Raw genomic sequence first — 17,855 nt, forward strand, 5'->3', positions numbered from 1 at the left:
ACACTGACCCCGTGACTGCGACCACGACCGCCCCCGTGCCCGCCCGCGAACGACGTCGCGCCCTGCCCACGACCCGGCACGAGCTGCAGGTCCTCACCGCCGCACGCCCCGCGATGGCCGGTGTGCTGCTCGTGGGCGGCGCGCTCACCGGGCCGCGTCCGGGCGGAGGGCTGCGCCGGGTCCCGGGCCTCGGGTGGGTGACGGCCGACCCGACCGTGGGTCGCCGCATCCTCACCGACCACCGGCACTTCACGATCGTCGGCGAGGGCGGGGTCGGGCACCTCTGGGCCCAGATCCTCGGCGACTGGGTCCTCGACCTGTTCGACGGCCCGGGCCACCACGACCTGCGCACCCGCTCGCGCGAGCTCTTCACCGAGGCGAGCGCCGCGGCGCTGGTCGACGGCGCGTGGTCGCTCGCGCTCGACGACGCGCGCCGCACCCTCGCCGCGGGCGGGTCGGTCGACGTCGGCCGGCTCGCGCGCGTGCTCGTCGGCCGGATGATGATCTCGCTGCTCGGCATCCCGTCCCCGGCGGCCACCGGGGCGGGCTCAGGACGGGGCTCAGCGGCGGGCTCAGCGGCGGGCGCCGGCACCGGCGTGACGCCGGAGGCCGTCCCGACGGACGACGACGCGCTCGCGGCCTTCGCGACGGGCGAGCGGCTCGCGTCGATCGCGCTCGGCAGCGCCGGCTCGACGTACCTCGCGCCGGGCCAGGTCGCCGCGGCGCGGGAGATCGTCGCCGAGCTGACCCAGGGCGTCCCGGACGGGTGGCGGCACGCGCCGGCCGACCGCCTGCTCGGCCGGTGCCGCGAGCTCGGCCTCGGGCTGGAGGAGACGACGGGGCTCGCGAGCCTGCTCATGGTCGCGGGCACCGAGACGTCGGCGTCCGCGATGGCCCGCACCACGGCGCTCCTGATCGACACGGGCGAGCAGCACCGCCTGCTCCGGCTCCTGGCCGACGAGCGCGCCCACCCCGTCGAGCGGGCCGCCGGGGAGCCGGACGCCGTCGAGAACGCCGTGCGCGAGGGTCTGCGCGTGACGAGCCCGGCGTCGGTGATCGGCCGGGGCGTGTCGGCCGACGTCGAGGTCGCGAGCCGCACCCTGCGGGCCGGGGAGCGCGTCATGATCCTCACGTGGGCGGCGAACGCGGCGGCCGGCCCGTTCCGCGCCGACCGCCCGTACGTGCGCGAGACGCGCCAGCTCTGGTTCGGCGCGGGGCGCCACCTGTGCCTCGGCGCCGCGCTCGCCCGCGCCGAGATCGCCGCGCTCCTGCACGCGCTGTTCGACGACGGCGCACCCCTGCGCGTCGTCTCGCGCCGCGCCAAGCGGCGGGTCCTGGTGCCCGGCTACGACGAGCTCGTCGTCGCGCGCGCCTGACCCCGCAGGCCGGGTCTCGTCAGCGGCACACCGGGCGTCAGCCCTGCGGGGTGACGCTCCACGTGCCGGCGGTCTTCACGGCGAGGACGCCGGGAAGCGCGAGGTCGTACGTCTCGGTGAACGCCTCGGTGTCGCCGAACATGCGCGACGCCTCGCGCGTGACCCCGAAGTACCGGCCCTGGAACGAGTCCTCGGGGGCCGCCGGCGTCCACGACACCTCCGCGCTCGTCGTGCTGCCGTCGAGCCGCAGGACGGTCGGCCCCGTGCCCGACTGCGGCCCTGCGACGGGCGGCAGGTCGTTCCAGCTCTCGAACCGCAGGGACCACTCCCCCGACGCTTCGAGCCAGATCGACTGCTGCGGCGCGGAGTCCTCGAAGACGTCCATGAGGTACGACCCGGTCGTCTCACCGAGCGCGCCCGGGTACGGCGTGACGTCCGTCGGCGCCATGAACGCGCGCGTCCCGGCGCAGTCACCGCAGTCCAGGTGCACGACGACGGCGAAGTCGCCGTCGCGCGCGAACGTCACGGCGGCGCTCCCCGTCCCGCTCGCCGCGGCGGGTGCACCGGCGGCGACCGTTCCCGCGTCCACCGCCTGGGCGGGTGGCGCGGAGGGACGGTCGGCGAGCGGGTCGACCACCTCGGGCGTCGTCTCCTCCGACGGCTCGTCGCGCGTGCCCGGCGCGTCCTCGGTGGCCGTCGGGCTCGGGGCGGAGGACCCCGGAGCGGCCTCCGGCTCCCCGGCGGCCGTGCACCCGCCGAGCGCGACGACCGCGGCCGTCACGATGGCCAGCGGGACGACGGCGGACGCGGCTCGACGACGGCGCGGCGATCTCTCCGGACGGGCGCTCACGGGACCAGCCTCGCAGGGGCCGGACGGTTCTTGCGCGCTCGTCTCACCCCCGGCGCCACGGGGCGCGGTCAGTCGCGCGCCTGCCAGGTGCACACGCACGCCTCGTTGCCCTCGGCGTCGGCCAGGACCCAGAACGCGGGCGCGCGACGGTCGGACACGAGGTGCCCGCCCGCGGCGATGGCGGCGGTGACGCGCGCCTCCGCGACGTCGTGCGGGACCGTCACGTCCACGTGGATGCGGTTGCGCTGCTCGCGCGGCGCGTCCATCTGCTGGAACCAGAACGCGGGGGCGCGCCCGCTCGGGTCGCGGAGCTCGGGCGCGGGCAGCTCGGGCGCGCCCTCGTCGAACCCGAGGACCGCGCGCCAGAACGGCTGCACCGCCGTGCCGACGAGCGTGTCGATCGCGATCTCGAGGTCCTGCACCGCCGTCGGGTCCGCGACGAGGTCGAGCTCGCGCGCCGCCGCGGAGATCTGCCGGGCGAGGGCCACGTCCCGCTCGCTGACGCCCCCGACGTCGTGCGAGGTCAGCCGGACCGTCACCGTCCCGTACCGCAGGTCCACGTCGGGGTGGTGGTTCGCCGCCTCGGCGAGCTCGCCGATCGCGTCGACCAGCTCCACCCCCGCGGTGAACGACCCCGTGCGGAACAGCGTCTGCACCGTCCTCAGGATGAACCGCCAGTCCTCGACGCCGTCGCTGTCGTGGAACTGGCGCGCGGTGATGCGGTCGTCCGCCGTCTGGGTCATGGCCGTCCTCCGGGGTGCGTCGCTGCGGCGAGGTGCGACACCACGCTAGTGCGCGCCTCCGACGCCCGCGCGCTCCGCGGTCACTCGAGGATCGCGCCGCGCGACGCCGACTGGACGAGCTTGGCGTACTTCGCGAGCACCCCGCGCGTGAACGTCGGGGGCAGCGGCGCCCACCCGTCGCGGCGCGCGGCGAGCGTGTCGGCGTCGACGAGCAGGTCGAGCGTCTTGTTCGCGACGTCGAGCCGGATCGGGTCGCCGTCGCGCACGAACGCGATGGGGCCCCCGTCGACCGCCTCGGGCGCGACGTGCCCCACGCACAGGCCGGTCGTCCCGCCGGAGAAGCGGCCGTCCGTGAGCAGCAGGACCGTCTTGCCGAGCCCCGCGCCCTTGATCGCGCCCGTGATGGCGAGCATCTCGCGCATCCCCGGGCCGCCCTTGGGACCCTCGTACCGGATGACGACGACGTCCCCGTCCGTGATCGTGCCGTCCTCCAGGGCGTCGAGCGCCGCGCGCTCGCGCTCGAAGACGCGGGCGGTGCCTTCGAACACGTCCTCGTCGAACCCGGCGGACTTCACGACGGCGCCCTCGGGCGCGAGCGACCCGTGCAGGATCGTGATGCCCCCGGTGTGGTGGATCGGGTCGTCGAGCGCGCGCAGGATCTTGCCGTCCGGGTCCGGCGGGTCGATCTCGGCGAGGTTCTCCGCGACGGTGCGGCCCGTCACGGTGAGCGCGTCGCCGTGCAGCAGGCCGGCGTCGAGCAGGGCCTTCATGACGACGGGCACGCCGCCGATGCGGTCGACGTCGTTCATCACGTAGCGCCCGAACGGCTTGAGGTCGCCGAGGTGCGGCACGCGGCTCGCGACGCGGTCGAAGTCGGCGAGGGTGAGGTCGACCTCGGCCTCGTGCGCGATGGCGAGCAGGTGCAGCACCGCGTTGGTGGAGCCGCCGAACGCCATGACGACGGCGATCGCGTTCTCGAACGCCTCCTTCGTCATGATGTCGCGGGCCGTGATGCCGAGCCGCAGCAGGTTGACGACGGCCTCGCCCGAGCGGTGCGCGAACGCGTCCCGGCGCCGGTCCGCCGACGGCGGCGCCGCCGAGCCGGGCAGCGACATGCCCATCGCCTCCGCGACCGACGCCATCGTGTTCGCCGTGTACATGCCGCCGCACGCGCCCTCGCCGGGGCAGATGGCGCGCTCGATGCGGTCCACGTCCTCGCGGCTCATGAGCCCGCGCGCGCACGCGCCGACCGCCTCGAACGCGTCGATGAGCGTGACGTCCTTCTCCGTGCCGTCGGAGAGCTTGACCCAGCCGGGCATGATCGAGCCCGCGTAGAGGAACACGCTCGCCAGGTCCAGCCGCGCGGCCGCCATGAGCATCCCCGGCAGGGACTTGTCGCACCCGGCGAGGAGGACCGTCCCGTCGAGGCGCTCCGCCTGGACGACCGTCTCGACCGAGTCCGCGATGATGTCGCGGCTCACGAGCGAGAAGTGCATCCCCTCGTGGCCCATGGAGATGCCGTCGGAGACGGAGATCGTCCCGAACTGCAGCGGGTACCCGCCGCCCGCGTGCACGCCCTCCTTCGCGCCCTGCGCGAGCCGGTCGAGCGACAGGTTGCACGGCGTGATCTCGTTCCACGAGCTCGCGATGCCGATCTGCGGCTTGGCGAAGTCCTCGTCGCCCATGCCGACGGCGCGCAGCATGCCGCGCGACGCCGTCGCCTCCAGGCCGTCGGTGACCTGGCGGGAACGCGGCTTGAGGTCGGGTCCGGCGTCGGACCCCGAGGTGTGCCCAGTCATGACCCCACTCTAGGAACGGCACCGGCGCGGGGCGCGGCGGGACGCGCCGCGGCACGGAGGCCCGCCCGGCCCGTGCAGGCCCGAGACGGGCCGACCGCGGTGCGAGGCGCACGGCATCATGGGGCCGTGCACACACGCCCCGGAGCCGTCCGAGCCGTCCTGCCCGTCCTCGCACTGGCCGCGACCGCCGCGTGCGCGGCTCCCGCGCCGTCGGGCACGAGCCCCGGCTCCCCTACCTCCGCGACGTCCGCCCCCGCACCGGACGCGACGACCGGGTCGCCCGACGACACCGCGACCGCGACGGCGACCGCGAGCACCGAGGAGGCTCCCGAGGGGCAGGTCGAGACGCCCGAGGAGTCGTTCCGCGCGTGGCTGGCCGCGAGCCGCGCGCCGGACGTCGAGGTCGCGTGCGGCTACCTCGCACCGGAGCTCGTCGACCGGATGGTCGCCGAGATGACGGCACAGGGGTGGCCGGGCATCACGGACTGCGCGTCGATGACCACGACCACCGCCGGTCTCTACGCGGCCGTGGGCGACGTGCCGGAGGTCGAGGTCGGCGTCAGCGAGGAGCGCGCCGACGCGACGGTGCTGTCCGTCGTCTACGACGGCGGCGACTGCGGCACCGCCGTCATGGTGCCGCAGGGCGCGCGGTGGGTCGTCACGGAGCAGTCCGAGGAGGAGTGCTGACCCTCGCCGCGGGGGCTCCGCGCCCGCGCACGACGACGGGCCCGCACCTCGGGAGGTGCGGGCCCGTCGTCGTCGGGTCAGCGGCGCTTGATCAGCGACACGTCGCGGACGGCGCCGCGGTCGGCGGACGTCGCCATGGCGGCATAGGCCTGGAGGGCGGGCGAGACGTAGCGGTCGCGGTCGACCGGCTGCCACGGGTTCTCGCGCGCCTCCATCTTGGCGCGGCGCTCGGCGAGCACGTCGTCGGGCACGTTGAGGCGGATGAGGCGCGTGTCGACGTCGATCTCGATCTCGTCGCCGTCCTCGACGAGGCCGATGACGCCGCCCGCGGCGGCCTCGGGCGAGACGTGGCCGACGGAGATGCCCGACGACCCGCCGGAGAAGCGGCCGTCGGTGATGAGCGCGGTGACCTTGCCGAGGCCGCGGCCCTTGATGAACGACGTCGGGTACAGCATCTCCTGCATGCCGGGGCCGCCCGCGGGGCCCTCGTAGCGCACGACGACGACGTGCCCGGGCTGGACCTGCTTGGTGAGGATCTTCTCGACGGCCTCGTCCTGCGACTCGCAGACGAGCGCCGTGCCGACGAAGTGGAAGACGTCCGGGTCGACGCCGGCGGTCTTGAACACGGCGCCGTCCTCGGCGAGGTTGCCGCGCAGCACGGCGAGCCCGCCCTCGACGGTGTACGCGTGCTCGAGGTCGCGGATGCAGCCCTCGGCCGCGTCGGTGTCGAGCGACTCCCAGCGGTTCGACGTCGAGAACGCCTGCGTGGTGCGCACTCCCCCGGGCGCCGCGTGGAACAGCTCGACGGCCCGCTCGGTCGCCTTGCCGCCCCGGACGTCCCAGTCGTCGAGCCACTCGCGCAGCGTCGGCGTGTGGACGCTCGTGACGTCGTGGTCGAGCAGGCCCGCGCGGTCGAGCTCGCCCAGGAGGGCGGGGATGCCGCCGGCGCGGTGCACGTCCTCCATGTGGAAGTTCGGGTGGTTCGGCGCGACCTTGGACAGGCACGGCACCTGGCGGCTGATGCGCTCGATGTCGGTGAGGTCGAAGTCGACGCCCCCCTCCTGCGCGGCGGCGAGGATGTGCAGCACGGTATTCGTCGAGCCGCCCATCGCGACGTCGAGCGCCATGGCGTTGGAGAACGCGGCCTTGGTCGCGATCGAGCGGGGCGCGACGGAGTCGTCCTCGTCCTCGTAGTAGCGCTTCGCGAGCCCGACGATCGTGCGCCCGGCCTCGAGGAAGAGCTCCTTGCGCGCGGCGTGCGTCGCGAGGGTCGAGCCGTTGCCGGGGAGCGACAGGCCGAGCGCCTCGGTGAGGCAGTTCATCGAGTTCGCGGTGAACATGCCGGAGCACGACCCGCACGTGGGGCACGCGTTCTCCTCGACCTGCGCGAGCGCGGCGTCGGACACCGCGTCGTCGGCCGAGTAGTTGATCGCGTTGACGAGATTGAGCGGGGTCTTGGCGACGCCGTCCGCGACGACCGCCTTGCCCGCCTCCATGGGCCCGCCGGACACGAAGATCACCGGGATGTTGAGCCGCAGCGCGGCGTTGAGCATGCCGGGCGTGATCTTGTCGCAGTTGGAGATGCACACGAGGGCGTCGGCGCAGTGCGCGTTGACCATGTACTCGACCGAGTCGGCGATGAGGTCGCGGCTCGGGAGCGAGTAGAGCATGCCGCCGTGGCCCATGGCGATGCCGTCGTCGACGGCGATGGTGTTGAACTCCTTGGAGACGCCGCCGGCCTCACGGATCGCGGACGCGACGAGGTCGCCCATGTCCTTGAGGTGCACGTGGCCGGGGACGAACTGCGTGTACGAGTTGGCGATCGCGATGATCGGCTTGCCGAAGTCCTCCGCGCCCATGCCGGTCGCGCGCCAGAGGGCGCGGGCGCCGGCCATGTTGCGGCCGTGGGTGGACGTCCGAGAGCGCAGGGGGCGGCTCATTCCGGGTCAGCTCCTTCGACGGGGTGCTGCGACCGATCCTCCGGCCGCCGGGTCACATTACGCCTCGTCGGGGCGGTCCGGCCGAGGCGTCCGTCTCGTGGTCGTGCGGCCTACGTACGTAGCCCCGAGGGACCTACGGGATGTCCACGCGATCCGGACGTAAGGGTTGAACCGCCTCCCGTACCCCTGCCACCGTGGGCGAGCACGTCACGGCCGGACGACCACCGCGACGCCTCGACGGGGAGCGGCACACCGCTCGGGTCGGGGTGGGTCCTCGCCGGCCCCGACCCGACCACTTCTCTCCCGAGGGGGCACCTCCATGTCCACGTCCACCACCGCCGCGCCGCCCGGCGCCACCCCGGGGGCCGCAGCGCGCACCACCGGCCCCGTCACCCAGGACGACGTCGTCACGCGCTCGTCGGCCCGCCACGCCCTCGCGCTCACGCGGATCGGCACGGCCGTCGTCTTCCTGTGGCCGTTCACCGACAAGCTCGTCGGCCTCGGGTACGCGACCCCGCGCGAGCGCGCGTGGCTCGCGGGGGGCGCACCCACGCAGGGCTACCTCGAGAACGGCGCCCAGGGCCCGCTCGCGAGCACGTTCGCCGCGATGGCGAGCCCCGTCACCGACTGGCTCTTCATGCTCGGGCTGCTGGGCGTCGGCCTCGCGCTCCTGCTGGGGATCGGCCTGCGGGTCGCCGCGGTGAGCGGCACGGTCCTGTTCGCGATGCTGTGGCTCTCGCAGTGGCCGCTCGCGGCCGGTTCGAACAACCCGGTCGTCGACGACCACGTCCTCGTGATCCTGCTACTCGCCGTCCTCGCGACGACGCTCGCGGGCGACACGTGGGGCCTCGGCCGACGCTGGGCGGCCCTCCCCCTCGTGCGCCGGGCGGCCTGGCTGCGCTGACGCGCCGCGGGACTGGCACCACCACGGGTGCAGGACCGGAGCGGGGCCGCGACGTCGCGGCCCCGCTCCGTCGTCCGACGCCGCCCTCAGGCCCCGGCGGTGTGCGCGCCCTCGAGCTCGTCGGCGTGGCGGATGTGCCGCGTGACCCACGGCGCGAGCGCGAACAGCGCGAGCGCGAACACGAGGGTGATGGCGCCGATGCCGCCGAAGTACGCGGTGTCGGAGGCACCCTCGGTGACCTGCACGACCTGCGCGGTGATGGCCTGCCCGGCGGCGGGCGCGAGGAACCACAGGGCCATCGCCTGGGACCGGAACGCCTTCGGCGCGAGCAGGGTCGTCGCGGCGAGGCCGACCGGCGACAGGCACAGCTCGCCGAGCGTCTGGATCACGTAGACGAGCACGAGCACCCACGACGGCGCCTTGCCGTCGCCGACGACGGCCGACGCGGCCGCGAGGAAGAGGAACGACACCGACGCGAGGGTGAGGCCGATCGCGAACTTGTTGGCCGTCGTCGGGCGGTCGCCCGTCTTAAGCCAGATCCACGCGAACACGGGCGCGAGGACGATGATCGACAGCGGGTTCACCGACTGGAAGAACTCGGGGCTGATGCCCACGCCGAAGAACGTCAGGTCGGTGCGGTCCTTCGCGAACGCCGAGAGCGTCGTGGCCGCCTGCTCGAAGATCATCCAGAAGAGCATCGCCGCGACGAACAGCGGGATGTACGCGATGACGCGCGGCCGCTCGGCGTCCGTCACGCGCGGCGAGCGGTACATGACGATGAAGTAGGCGATCGGCGCGAGGAACGCCAGGTAGGACATCGTGTCGATGAAGGTCGAGATCTCGAACCCGCCGGCGACGAGGACGGCGACCAGACCGACGAGCACCACGCCGCCCGCGATGAGGAGGAAGATCCGCGCGATCTTCGCGCGCTCCTCGGGGCGGACGGGGTTGGGCACGTGCGCCCCCGCCTCGCCGAGGTAGCGCCGGCCCGCGACGAAGAACACGAGCGCGACCGCCATGCCCACCGCCGCGACGGCGAAGCCCGCGTGGTACCCGCCCCAGGCGCGCGCGGCGCCCACGAGGAACGGCGCGACGAACGAGCCGAGGTTGATGCCCATGTAGAAGATCGAGAAGCCCGAGTCGCGGCGCGGGTCGTCGCGCGCGTACAGCTCGCCGACCATCGACGACACGTTCGGCTTGAGCAGGCCGGTGCCGAGCGCGACGAGCGCGATGCCCACCATCGAGAAGCCCGCGCCGGGGACCGTGAGGCTCACGTGCCCGGCCGCGATGATGATGCCGCCGTACAGGACGGAGCGCCGGGACCCGATCACGCGGTCCGCGAGCCAGCCGCCCACGACGGACAGCAGGTACACGCTGGTGCCGTAGATCGACACGAGCGCGAGGCCCGTCGTCTCCCCGATGCCCAGGCCGCCGTTCGCCACGGTGTCCGTGAGGTAGAACAGCAGGATCGCGCGCATCCCGTAGTAGCTGAACCGCTCCCACAGCTCGGTGGTGAAGAGCGTCAGCAGCCCGCGCGGGTGCCCGAAGAACGCGTGGTCCCCGACGATGGCCCCCGCCGCGGGGCCCTCGGCGGCCCCTACACCGGCCGCGGTACCCGGCCCGAGGGGCGGCGCCCCGGCCTCCGGCTCGGTGCGCGCCTCGCGTTCGAGGGCGCGGCGTCGCGCGTCGTCCTGCTCTCGTCGGTCGTCACCACCCATCCTGCGATGCTCCCACCGGCGTGCACCGCCTGCGACCGTTAGCGTGGCCGGATGCCGACGCTCTGGTGGTGCCGCCGCGACCTCCGCCTCGCCGACAACCCGGCCCTCGTCGCGGCGGTGCAGGCCGCCCGGGACGCGGACGACGAGGTCGTCGCGCTCTACGTGCTCGATCCCCGCCTGTGGGGCGCCGCGGGCGACCCGCGCCGCGCCTACCTCGCGCGCAGCCTCGCCGCGCTCGACGAGGCGACGGGCGGCCGGCTCGTCGTCCGGCACGGCGACCCGCGCGCCGTCGTGCCCGCCGTCGCGCGCGAGGTCGAGGCGCGCGAGGTGCACGTCGCGGCGTCGTTCGAGCCCTACGGCGTCGCCCGCGACGTCGCGGTCGAGGAGGCGCTGCCCGACGCCGACGCGCACCTCGTGCGCACCGGCTCGCCCTACGCCGTCGCGCCGGGGCGCCTGCGCACGCGCACCGGGACCCCGTTCCAGGTCTTCACGCCGTTCCGCGACGCGTGGGTCGAGCACGGCTGGCGCGACCCGGCGCCGAGGCCGCGCGACGTGCCGTGGGCCACGCTCCGGTCGGACGGCGTCCCCGCCGACCCCGGTACCGACGCCCGGCTCCCCGCGGCGGGCGAGGCCGCGGCGCGACGGCGCTGGCGCGACTTCCTCGCGGACCACCTCGCGGGCTACGCGACCGAGCGCGACCGCCCGGACCGGCCCGCGACGTCGGGCATGTCGGTGCCGCTGAAGTGGGGCGAGCTGCACCCGCGCACGCTCCTCGCCGACGTGCGGAGCGCCCTGCACGACGGCTCCGCGCCGTCCGACGACGCGCTCGCCTACCGCTCCGAGCTCGCCTGGCGCGAGTTCCACGCGGACGTCCTGTTCCACCACCCGGGGGCCGCGCAGCGGTCGCTCCGGGACGTCGTGCCCGAGGACGCGTGGGCGGAGGGTGCCGCCGAGGACGCGTACCTCGCCGCGTGGGCCGAGGGCCGCACGGGCTACCCGCTCGTCGACGCCGGGATGCGCCAGCTCCTCGGCGAGGGGTGGATGCACAACCGCGTGCGGATGGTCGTGGCGTCGTTCCTCGTCAAGGACCTGCACGTGCGGTGGCAGCGCGGCGCGGAGCACTTCATGGCGCACCTCGCGGACGGCGACGTCTCGCAGAACCAGCTGAACTGGCAGTGGGTCGCCGGGACGGGCCGCGACGCCGCGCCGTACTTCCGCATTTTCAACCCCGTCACCCAGGCGAAGAAGTTCGACCCCGACGGCTCGTACGTGCGCCGGTGGGTGCCGGAGCTGCGGGAGGTCGAGGGCCGGGCGGTCCACGAGCCGTGGACGCTGCGCGAGCTGCCGGCCGGGTACCCCGAGCGGATCGTCGACCACGCCGTCGAGCGGAAGGTCTCGCTCGACGACTTCGAGCGGGCCCGGCGCGTCTGACGCCTCTTTCTCAACCAAAGGGTTGACGACTCTCCGAGTGCGGCGTAGCGTCGTTGTCAACCGATGAGTTGATGACCGGACGCCGCACCCCGGCGCCCCACGAGGAGGTCCCGTGACGGCCGACCCGCTCTCCCGCGTGTTCTCGGCGCTCGCCGACCCCACGCGCCGCGACATGGTGGCCCGGCTCGCGTCGGGAGACGCCAGCGTCGGCGAGCTCGCCCGGCCGTACGACATGTCCGTCCAGGCGGTGTCCAAGCACCTGCGCGTGCTCGAGGACTCCGGCCTGGTGACCCGCACGACGGACGCCCGGCGCGCCCCCGTGCACCTCGAGGCGGAGGTGCTGGACCTCATGACGAAGTGGATCGAGCGCTACCGGCGCGAGGCCGAGGACCGCTACCGGCGCCTCGACGACGTCCTGCGCGACCTGCCCGACCGACCGGGCACCACCGAGAACGACCCGACGACAGGAGCAGCACCATGACCACCACCGGCACCCACGAGACCGAGATCGTCGTCCCCACGGACCTCCCGATCGTCCGCATCGTGCGCGAGTTCGACGCGCCCGCGGCGAAGGTCTTCCGCGCCCACCTCGACCCGGAGCTCTTCGCGCGCTGGAACGGCCCGCGCTACCTCACCCAGCGCAACGAGCTCTGGGACGTGCGCACGGGCGGCGCGTACCGGTACGTCCAGGTCGACCCGGACGGCAGCGAGTACGCGTTCTTCGGCAGCGTCCACGAGGTGCGCCCGGACGAGCTCATCGTCCAGACGTTCACGTTCGAGGGCTTCCCCGACGGCGTCTCGCTCGACCGCCTCGTGTTCGAGGACCTGCCCGACGGCCGCAGCCGGCTCACCGCGACGTCGCTCGTCGACTCGTTCGAGGGCCGCGACGGCTTCGTCGCGAGCGGCATGGAGGTCGGCGTGCGCGAGGGCTACGAGCAGCTCGACGAGCTCCTCGCGCAGTCCTGACCCCACGCCCTCCACCCCGCCGAGGTAGAGCCCTGGTCCGCCGGGGTAGAGCCGTGGTCACGACCACGGCTCTACCTCGGGCGACCACGGCTCTACCTCGGGCGACCAGCGCTCTACCTCGCGCGCGACGAGGGGCGGCACCCACCAGCGGTGCCGCCCCTCGTCGTGCGCGGGTCAGGTGGTTCCCCGTGCCCGGCCCCCGCGGCCGGGCACGGGAGTCTCAGCCCCTCACGCGTCGCCGCGCGAGAGCAGGCGGCCCGTGGGGCGGTCGAGGGTGATCTCCTCGCCCCGCAGGTACGTCGCGACGACGGCGCCCGAGAGCGCGCGGTCGGCGTACGGCGTGATGGGGTTCTTGTGGTGCAGGGCCTTCGGGTCGACGACGAACGCCGTGTCCGGCTCGACCACCGCGAGGTCCGCGTCGAAGCCGAGCGCGATCGAGCCCTTGCGCCGCAGGCCCGCGACGGCCGCCGGGCGAGCCGACATCCACTCGACGACGCGCGCGAACGGCACGCCGCGCGTCCGCGCCTCGGTCCACACGATCGCGAGCCCGAGCTGGAGCGACGACACGCCGCCCCACGCCGTCCCGAAGTCGCCCGTGTCGAGCTCCTTGAGGTCGGGCGTGCTCGGCGAGTGGTCCGAGACGATGCAGTCGATCGTGCCGTCGAGCAGCCCCTCCCAGAGCAGCTCGCGGTTGTCGATCTCCCGGATGGGCGGGCAGCACTTGAACTGCGTCGCGCCGTCGGGGATCTCCTCGGCCGCGAGCGCCAGGTAGTGCGGGCACGTCTCGACCGTGAGGCGCACGCCCTCGCGCTTCGCGCTCCGGATCATCGGCAGCGCGTCCGAGCTCGACAGGTGCAGCACGTGCGCGCGCGCCCCGGTCCAGCGCGCCGCCTCGATCACCGCGGCGATCGCGACGTTCTCCGCGCCGCGCGGGCGCGACGCGAGGAACGTGTCGTAGTGGTCGCCGTGCGGGGTGGGCGCCCGCTCGATCGCGCGCGAGTCCTCGGCGTGCACGAGCATGAGCCCGTCGAAGTCGGCGAGCAGGCGCAGGTCGGCCTCCAGCTCGTCCGGCTCGAGGTACCCGAACTCCTCGACCCCCGAGTGCAGCAGGAAGCACTTGAACCCGAACACGCCCGCGTCCCACAGGGGCCGCAGCTCGTCCGCGTTGCCGGGCACGGCGCCGCCCCAGAACCCGACGTCGACGAACGCCTGGTCGCGCGCGACCTTCTGCTTGGTCTCGAGCGCCTCGACGTCGACCGTCGGGGGGATCGAGTTGAGCGGCATGTCGACGATCGTCGTCACCCCGCCCGCGGCGGCGGCCCGCGTCGCGGACGCGAACCCCTCCCACTCGGTGCGCCCCGGCTCGTTCACGTGCACGTGCGTGTCGACGAGCCCGGGGACCAGCACCTGGTGCGGCCCCAGCTCGACGACGCGCGCGCCGTCGAGCCCCGCGCCGAGCGGCTCGATCGCGCGGACCACTCCCCCGACGACACCTACCTCGCGCGGGTGCTCGCCACCGGCGACGAGCACGCGCTCGCCGCGCACGACGAGGTCGTACTCGTGCCCGCGACCGCTCACCTCACCCGTGCCCATCGCGCCCTCCGTCATGTCTCCTGCTCCCTGGGTGCGGCGTGCTCAGTCGAGCAGCGCGGTGGCGGTGGGGGCGTCCTCGGCCGAGATCGCGAGGTCCTCGAACTCGTTCACGCCGGTGATCTCGACGCCCATGGCGATGTTCGTGACGCGCTCGAGGATGACCTCGACCACGACCGGCACGCGGAACTCCGCCGCCATGGCCTGCGCCTTCGCGAACGCCTCGCCGAGCCCCTCGGGGTCGGTCACGCGGATCGCCTTGCAGCCCAGCCCCTCGGCCACCTTGACGTGGTCGACGCCGTAGCCGCCCAGCTCGGGCGAGTTGACGTTCTCGAACGAGAGCTGGACGTGGTAGTCCATGTCGAAGGCCCGCTGCGCCTGGCGGATCAGGCCCAGGTAGGAGTTGTTCACGACGACGTGCACGTACGGCAGGTTGAACTGCGCGCCGACCGCGAGCTCCTCGATCATGAACTGGAAGTCGTAGTCGCCCGAGAGCGCGACGACCGGCTCGTCCGGCACGGCCTTCGCGACACCGAGCGCCGCCGGCCCCGTCCAGCCGAGGGGCCCGGCCTGGCCCGCGTTGATCCAGTGCCGCGGCTTGTACACGTGGAGGAACTGCGCGCCGGCGATCTGCGAGAGCCCGATGGTCGTGACGTAGCGCGTCTCGGGGCCGAAGGCCTTGTTCATCTCCTCGTACACGCGCTGCGGCTTGATGGGGATCTCGGTGAAGTGCGTCTTGCGCTGCAGCGTCCGCTTGCGCTCGGCGCACTCGGCCGCCCAGCCCGCGTAGTCGCGCGCACGGCCGGCGTCGCGGCGCTCGCGCGCGACCTCGACGAACAGCTCGAGGGCCGCCTTCGCGTCCGACACGATGCCGTAGTCGGGCGCGAACACGCGACCGATCTGCGTCGGCTCGATGTCGACGTGGACGAACGTGCGGCCCGCGCGGTACGTGTCGAGGCCGCCCGTGTGGCGGTTGGCCCAGCGGTTGCCGATGCCGAGCACGAAGTCGGACGCGAGCAGGTTCGCGTTGCCGTAGCGGTGCGACGTCTGGAGACCGGCCATGCCGGCCATGAGCGCGTGGTCGTCCGGGATGACGCCCCAGCCCATGAGCGTGGGGATCACGGGGACGCCGAGCGTCTCGGCGAGCTCGACGAGCAGGTCCTCGCCGCCCGCGTTGACGATGCCGCCGCCCGCGACCAGCAGGGGACGCTCCGCCGCGAGCAGCAGGTCGATCGCCTTCTCGGCCTGCGCGCGCGTCGCCGCCGGGCGGTGCACGGGCAGCGGCTCGTAGGTCGCCGGGTCGAACTCGATCTCCGTGAGCTGCACGTCGATCGGCAGGTCGACGAGCACCGGGCCCGGGCGGCCCGAGCGCATGAGGTGGAACGCCTGCTGGAAGACCTGCGGCACCTGCCCGGCCTCGAGGACGGTCTTGGCCATCTTCGTCACCGGAGCGGCAATGCTCGCGATGTCGACGGCCTGGAAGTCCTCCTTGTCGAGCTTGGCGACCGGCGCCTGGCCCGTGATGCAGAGCATCGGGATCGAATCGGCCCACGCGGCGTAGAGGCCGGTGATCATGTCGGTGCCCGCGGGGCCCGACGTGCCGATGCAGATGCCGATGTTCCCCGGCTTCGCGCGGGAGTAGCCGTCGGCCATGTGCGACGCGCCCTCGACGTGGCGGGCGAGCACGTGGTCGATGCCGCCGTGCGCGCGCATCGCGGAGTAGAAGGGGTTGATGGCGGCGCCGGGCAGGCCGAACGCCTGGGTCGCGCCCTCGATCTCGAGGATCGCCACTGCGGCGTCCACCGCACGCATACGAGGCATGGTTTCTCTCCTTGCTGGAGGTGACGTCGTCGTCAGGGGGAAGTCAGGAGCCGTCGCGGCCGGACAGGCGCTCGACGCCGCGGAACAGGCCGGAGTGGTCGAGGCCGCCGTCGCCGTTCGCGCGGGCGGAGGCCATGAGCTGGGCGACGAGGCCGCCGAGCGGCGCGACGACGCGCGCCTCGCGGGCCGCGGCGGTGACGATGCCGAGGTCCTTGTGGTGGAGCTCGATCCGGAAGCCGGGGCCGAAGTCGCGGTCGAGCATCTTGCGCGCCTTCTGGTTCAGCACCGCCGAGCCCGCGAGGCCGCCGCCCAGGACCTCGATCGCGGCCTCGGTGTCGACGCCGTAGGCCTCGAGGAAGACGACCGCCTCGGCGAGCGCCTGGATGTTCGCGGCGACGATGAGCTGGTTCGCGGCCTTGACCGTCTGGCCGGAGCCGTTCGGGCCCACGTGCACGACCGTCTTGCCCACGACGTCGAGGAACGGCTTGGCCGCCTCGAAGTCCTCGGGCGTGCCGCCGACCATGATCGACAGCGCGGCGTTGATCGCGCCCGGCTCGCCGCCCGAGACGGGGGCGTCGACGATCCGCAGGCCCGCGTCCTTCGCCTGCTGCGCGAGCGCGACCGTGACGTCCGGGCGGATCGAGGAGAAGTCGACGACGAGCGCGCCGGGCTTCGCGTTCGCGAGGACGCCGTCGTCGCCGGTGAGCACCGCCTCCACGTCGGGCGAGTCCGGGACCATGATCGCGACGACGTCGGCGCCCGAGACCGCGTCGGCGACCGACGCGGCCGCGCGACCACCCGCCTCGACGAGCGGCGCGGTCTTCTCGGGGCTGCGGTTGTAGCCCGCGACGTCGTGCCCGGCGTTCTGCAGGTGGACGGCCATGGGGCTGCCCATGATGCCGAGTCCGATGAAGGCGATGGAGGCCATGGTGTGCTCCTCTGGGTGGTTCAGGTCGGGGGTCGGGGCGGCCGACGGACGGTCGGCACGCGGCCGGTTGACGGCCGGGGGTCGCGTCAGCGCTCGGCGGCGGGGAGCCACGCGAACGGGTCGGCGGCCGCGGTCTTGTACTCGAGGCCGATCCAGCCGTCGTAGCCGCCGGCGCGCAGGTCCTTGGTCCAGCGCTCGATCGGCAGGTCGCCCGTGCCGGGCTCGCCACGACCGGGCGCGTCCGCGACCTGCACGTGCGCGATGCGGCCGCGGTAGGTCGACAGGGCCGCGTCGACGTCGTCGCCGTTGACGGCCAGGTGGTAGACGTCGAAAAGGAGACCCAGGTTCGTCTCGCCGTGGTCGGCGGCGACCCGGTCGATGACGCGCACCGCGTCGGCCGCGGTCTTCAGCGGGTAGGCCGGCGCGCCGCTCACGGGCTCGACGAGCACCGTGCCGCCGATGCGCCCGACGGCCCGCGCCGCGAGCGCGAGGTTCTCGGCGCCGAGCTCGTCCTGCACCTCGGGCGTCTCGCCCTCCTGGCGGTTGCCGTAGAGCGCGTTGAACGCGCGGCAGCCGGTGCGCTCCCCGATCGCGGTGACGACGTCGAGGTTCGCGCGCAGGTCGGCGGAGCGCGCGGGCCACGACACGAGGCCGCGGTCGCCGCCGGGCATGTTCCCGGCGTCGAAGTTGAGGCCCGTGAGCTGCACGCCCGCGGTCTCGATCGCGCCGACGAACGCGTCCACCTCGTCGCGGGCGGGCGTGGGCGACGCGAACGGCCACCAGAACTCGACGCCCCGGAACCCCGCCGCCGCGGCGGCGGCCGGCCGCTCGAGCAGCGGCAGGTCCGTGAGCAGGATCGAGCAGTTGACGGTGTACGTCGGTGCGGGGCTCATCGTCGTCTCCCTGGGTCCGTCCGCGTCTCGCGACCTTGCGATTCCATTCTGCGGAACTTTTCTTCTGCTGTATGGAAGTGTAGGCATGCCCGTCACCGGGCGTCAACAGCGCCACCGCCCTCGGCCCGGAGCGCACGGACGACGAAGGGCCCGGCCCCTCCAGGGGGACCGGGCCCTTCGCGGGTCATCGCCGACGAGCGACCGACGGC

At 73.9% G+C, this 17,855-nt stretch carries 15 protein-coding genes; 6 read left to right on the forward strand and 9 right to left on the reverse strand.

From position 1 onward, the window contains the following. Positions 1-11 precede the first annotated feature (11 nt). Positions 12-1,376 (forward strand): cytochrome P450, encoded by a 1,365-nt coding sequence (locus RSE42_RS12865; protein WP_415296513.1) that lies wholly within the window; start codon positions 12-14, stop codon positions 1,374-1,376. 37 nt (positions 1,377-1,413) lie between these two features. Here RSE42_RS12865 and RSE42_RS12870 read toward each other — a convergent pair whose 3' ends face one another. From RSE42_RS12870 to ilvD (RSE42_RS12880), 3 genes are all read right to left on the reverse strand, one after another. Continuing rightward, positions 1,414-2,226, reverse strand: a complete 813-nt coding sequence (locus RSE42_RS12870; protein ID WP_128082733.1) for a hypothetical protein — start codon at positions 2,224-2,226, stop codon at positions 1,414-1,416. A 68-nt stretch (positions 2,227-2,294) separates the two neighbouring features. Further along, positions 2,295-2,969, reverse strand: a complete 675-nt coding sequence (locus RSE42_RS12875; protein WP_396052256.1) for a 4a-hydroxytetrahydrobiopterin dehydratase — start codon at positions 2,967-2,969, stop codon at positions 2,295-2,297. Between the two features lie 80 nt (positions 2,970-3,049). Then, positions 3,050-4,768: a dihydroxy-acid dehydratase gene (ilvD, locus tag RSE42_RS12880; RefSeq protein WP_021482630.1), complete on the reverse strand. Its 1,719-nt coding sequence runs from the start codon at positions 4,766-4,768 to the stop codon at positions 3,050-3,052. Positions 4,769-4,894: 126 nt separating this feature from the next. On the opposite strand from ilvD (RSE42_RS12880), the gene RSE42_RS12885 reads away from it, so the two are divergent. Further along, positions 4,895-5,455 (forward strand): hypothetical protein, encoded by a 561-nt coding sequence (locus RSE42_RS12885; RefSeq protein WP_415296515.1) that lies wholly within the window; start codon positions 4,895-4,897, stop codon positions 5,453-5,455. A 77-nt stretch (positions 5,456-5,532) separates the two neighbouring features. Here RSE42_RS12885 and ilvD (RSE42_RS12890) read toward each other — a convergent pair whose 3' ends face one another. After that, on the reverse strand, positions 5,533-7,395 hold the full coding sequence (ilvD, locus tag RSE42_RS12890) for a dihydroxy-acid dehydratase (protein ID WP_021482360.1): 1,863 nt from the start codon (positions 7,393-7,395) through the stop codon (positions 5,533-5,535). Positions 7,396-7,714: 319 nt separating this feature from the next. Between ilvD (RSE42_RS12890) and RSE42_RS12895 the strand changes: the two genes are divergently transcribed. Continuing rightward, positions 7,715-8,299: a DoxX family protein gene (locus RSE42_RS12895; protein ID WP_051028307.1), complete on the forward strand. Its 585-nt coding sequence runs from the start codon at positions 7,715-7,717 to the stop codon at positions 8,297-8,299. 86 nt (positions 8,300-8,385) lie between these two features. Here RSE42_RS12895 and RSE42_RS12900 read toward each other — a convergent pair whose 3' ends face one another. Next, positions 8,386-10,017 carry a peptide MFS transporter gene (locus RSE42_RS12900; protein ID WP_081600138.1) on the reverse strand — a complete coding sequence of 544 codons (1,632 nt, stop codon included), beginning with the start codon at positions 10,015-10,017 and terminating at the stop codon, positions 8,386-8,388. A 51-nt stretch (positions 10,018-10,068) separates the two neighbouring features. On the opposite strand from RSE42_RS12900, the gene RSE42_RS12905 reads away from it, so the two are divergent. The 3 genes from RSE42_RS12905 to RSE42_RS12915 all read left to right on the forward strand — a co-directional run bounded on the left by RSE42_RS12905 (position 10,069) and on the right by RSE42_RS12915 (position 12,414). Beyond that, positions 10,069-11,448, forward strand: a complete 1,380-nt coding sequence (locus RSE42_RS12905) for a cryptochrome/photolyase family protein (RefSeq protein ID WP_034652238.1) — start codon at positions 10,069-10,071, stop codon at positions 11,446-11,448. 112 nt (positions 11,449-11,560) lie between these two features. After that, the gene (locus tag RSE42_RS12910; protein WP_043654229.1) at positions 11,561-11,929 is read left to right on the forward strand and encodes an ArsR/SmtB family transcription factor; all 369 of its coding nucleotides are present in this window, start codon (positions 11,561-11,563) and stop codon (positions 11,927-11,929) included. Further along, entirely contained in the window at positions 11,926-12,414 is a 489-nt protein-coding gene (locus RSE42_RS12915) for an SRPBCC family protein (protein WP_034652234.1), read from the forward strand. The genes RSE42_RS12910 and RSE42_RS12915 overlap by 4 nt, the downstream gene beginning before the upstream one ends. A 228-nt stretch (positions 12,415-12,642) precedes the next feature. Here the strand turns inward: RSE42_RS12915 and allB are convergent, their stop codons facing one another. The 4 genes from allB to RSE42_RS12935 all read right to left on the reverse strand — a co-directional run bounded on the left by allB (position 12,643) and on the right by RSE42_RS12935 (position 17,646). Further along, entirely contained in the window at positions 12,643-14,007 is a 1,365-nt protein-coding gene (allB, locus tag RSE42_RS12920) for an allantoinase AllB (protein WP_144722666.1), read from the reverse strand. Positions 14,008-14,049: 42 nt separating this feature from the next. After that, positions 14,050-15,825, reverse strand: a complete 1,776-nt coding sequence (gene gcl / locus RSE42_RS12925; RefSeq protein ID WP_144722648.1) for a glyoxylate carboligase — start codon at positions 15,823-15,825, stop codon at positions 14,050-14,052. A gap of 43 nt (positions 15,826-15,868) precedes the next feature. After that, positions 15,869-16,753 (reverse strand): 2-hydroxy-3-oxopropionate reductase, encoded by an 885-nt coding sequence (locus tag RSE42_RS12930; protein WP_415296519.1) that lies wholly within the window; start codon positions 16,751-16,753, stop codon positions 15,869-15,871. 86 nt (positions 16,754-16,839) lie between these two features. Further along, positions 16,840-17,646 carry a hydroxypyruvate isomerase family protein gene (locus tag RSE42_RS12935; protein ID WP_086151230.1) on the reverse strand — a complete coding sequence of 269 codons (807 nt, stop codon included), beginning with the start codon at positions 17,644-17,646 and terminating at the stop codon, positions 16,840-16,842. Positions 17,647-17,855: the final 209 nt, after the last annotated feature.

The organism is Cellulosimicrobium sp. SJTW-1, assembly GCF_047716875.1.
GTDB lineage: Bacteria > Actinomycetota > Actinomycetes > Actinomycetales > Cellulomonadaceae > Cellulosimicrobium > Cellulosimicrobium funkei.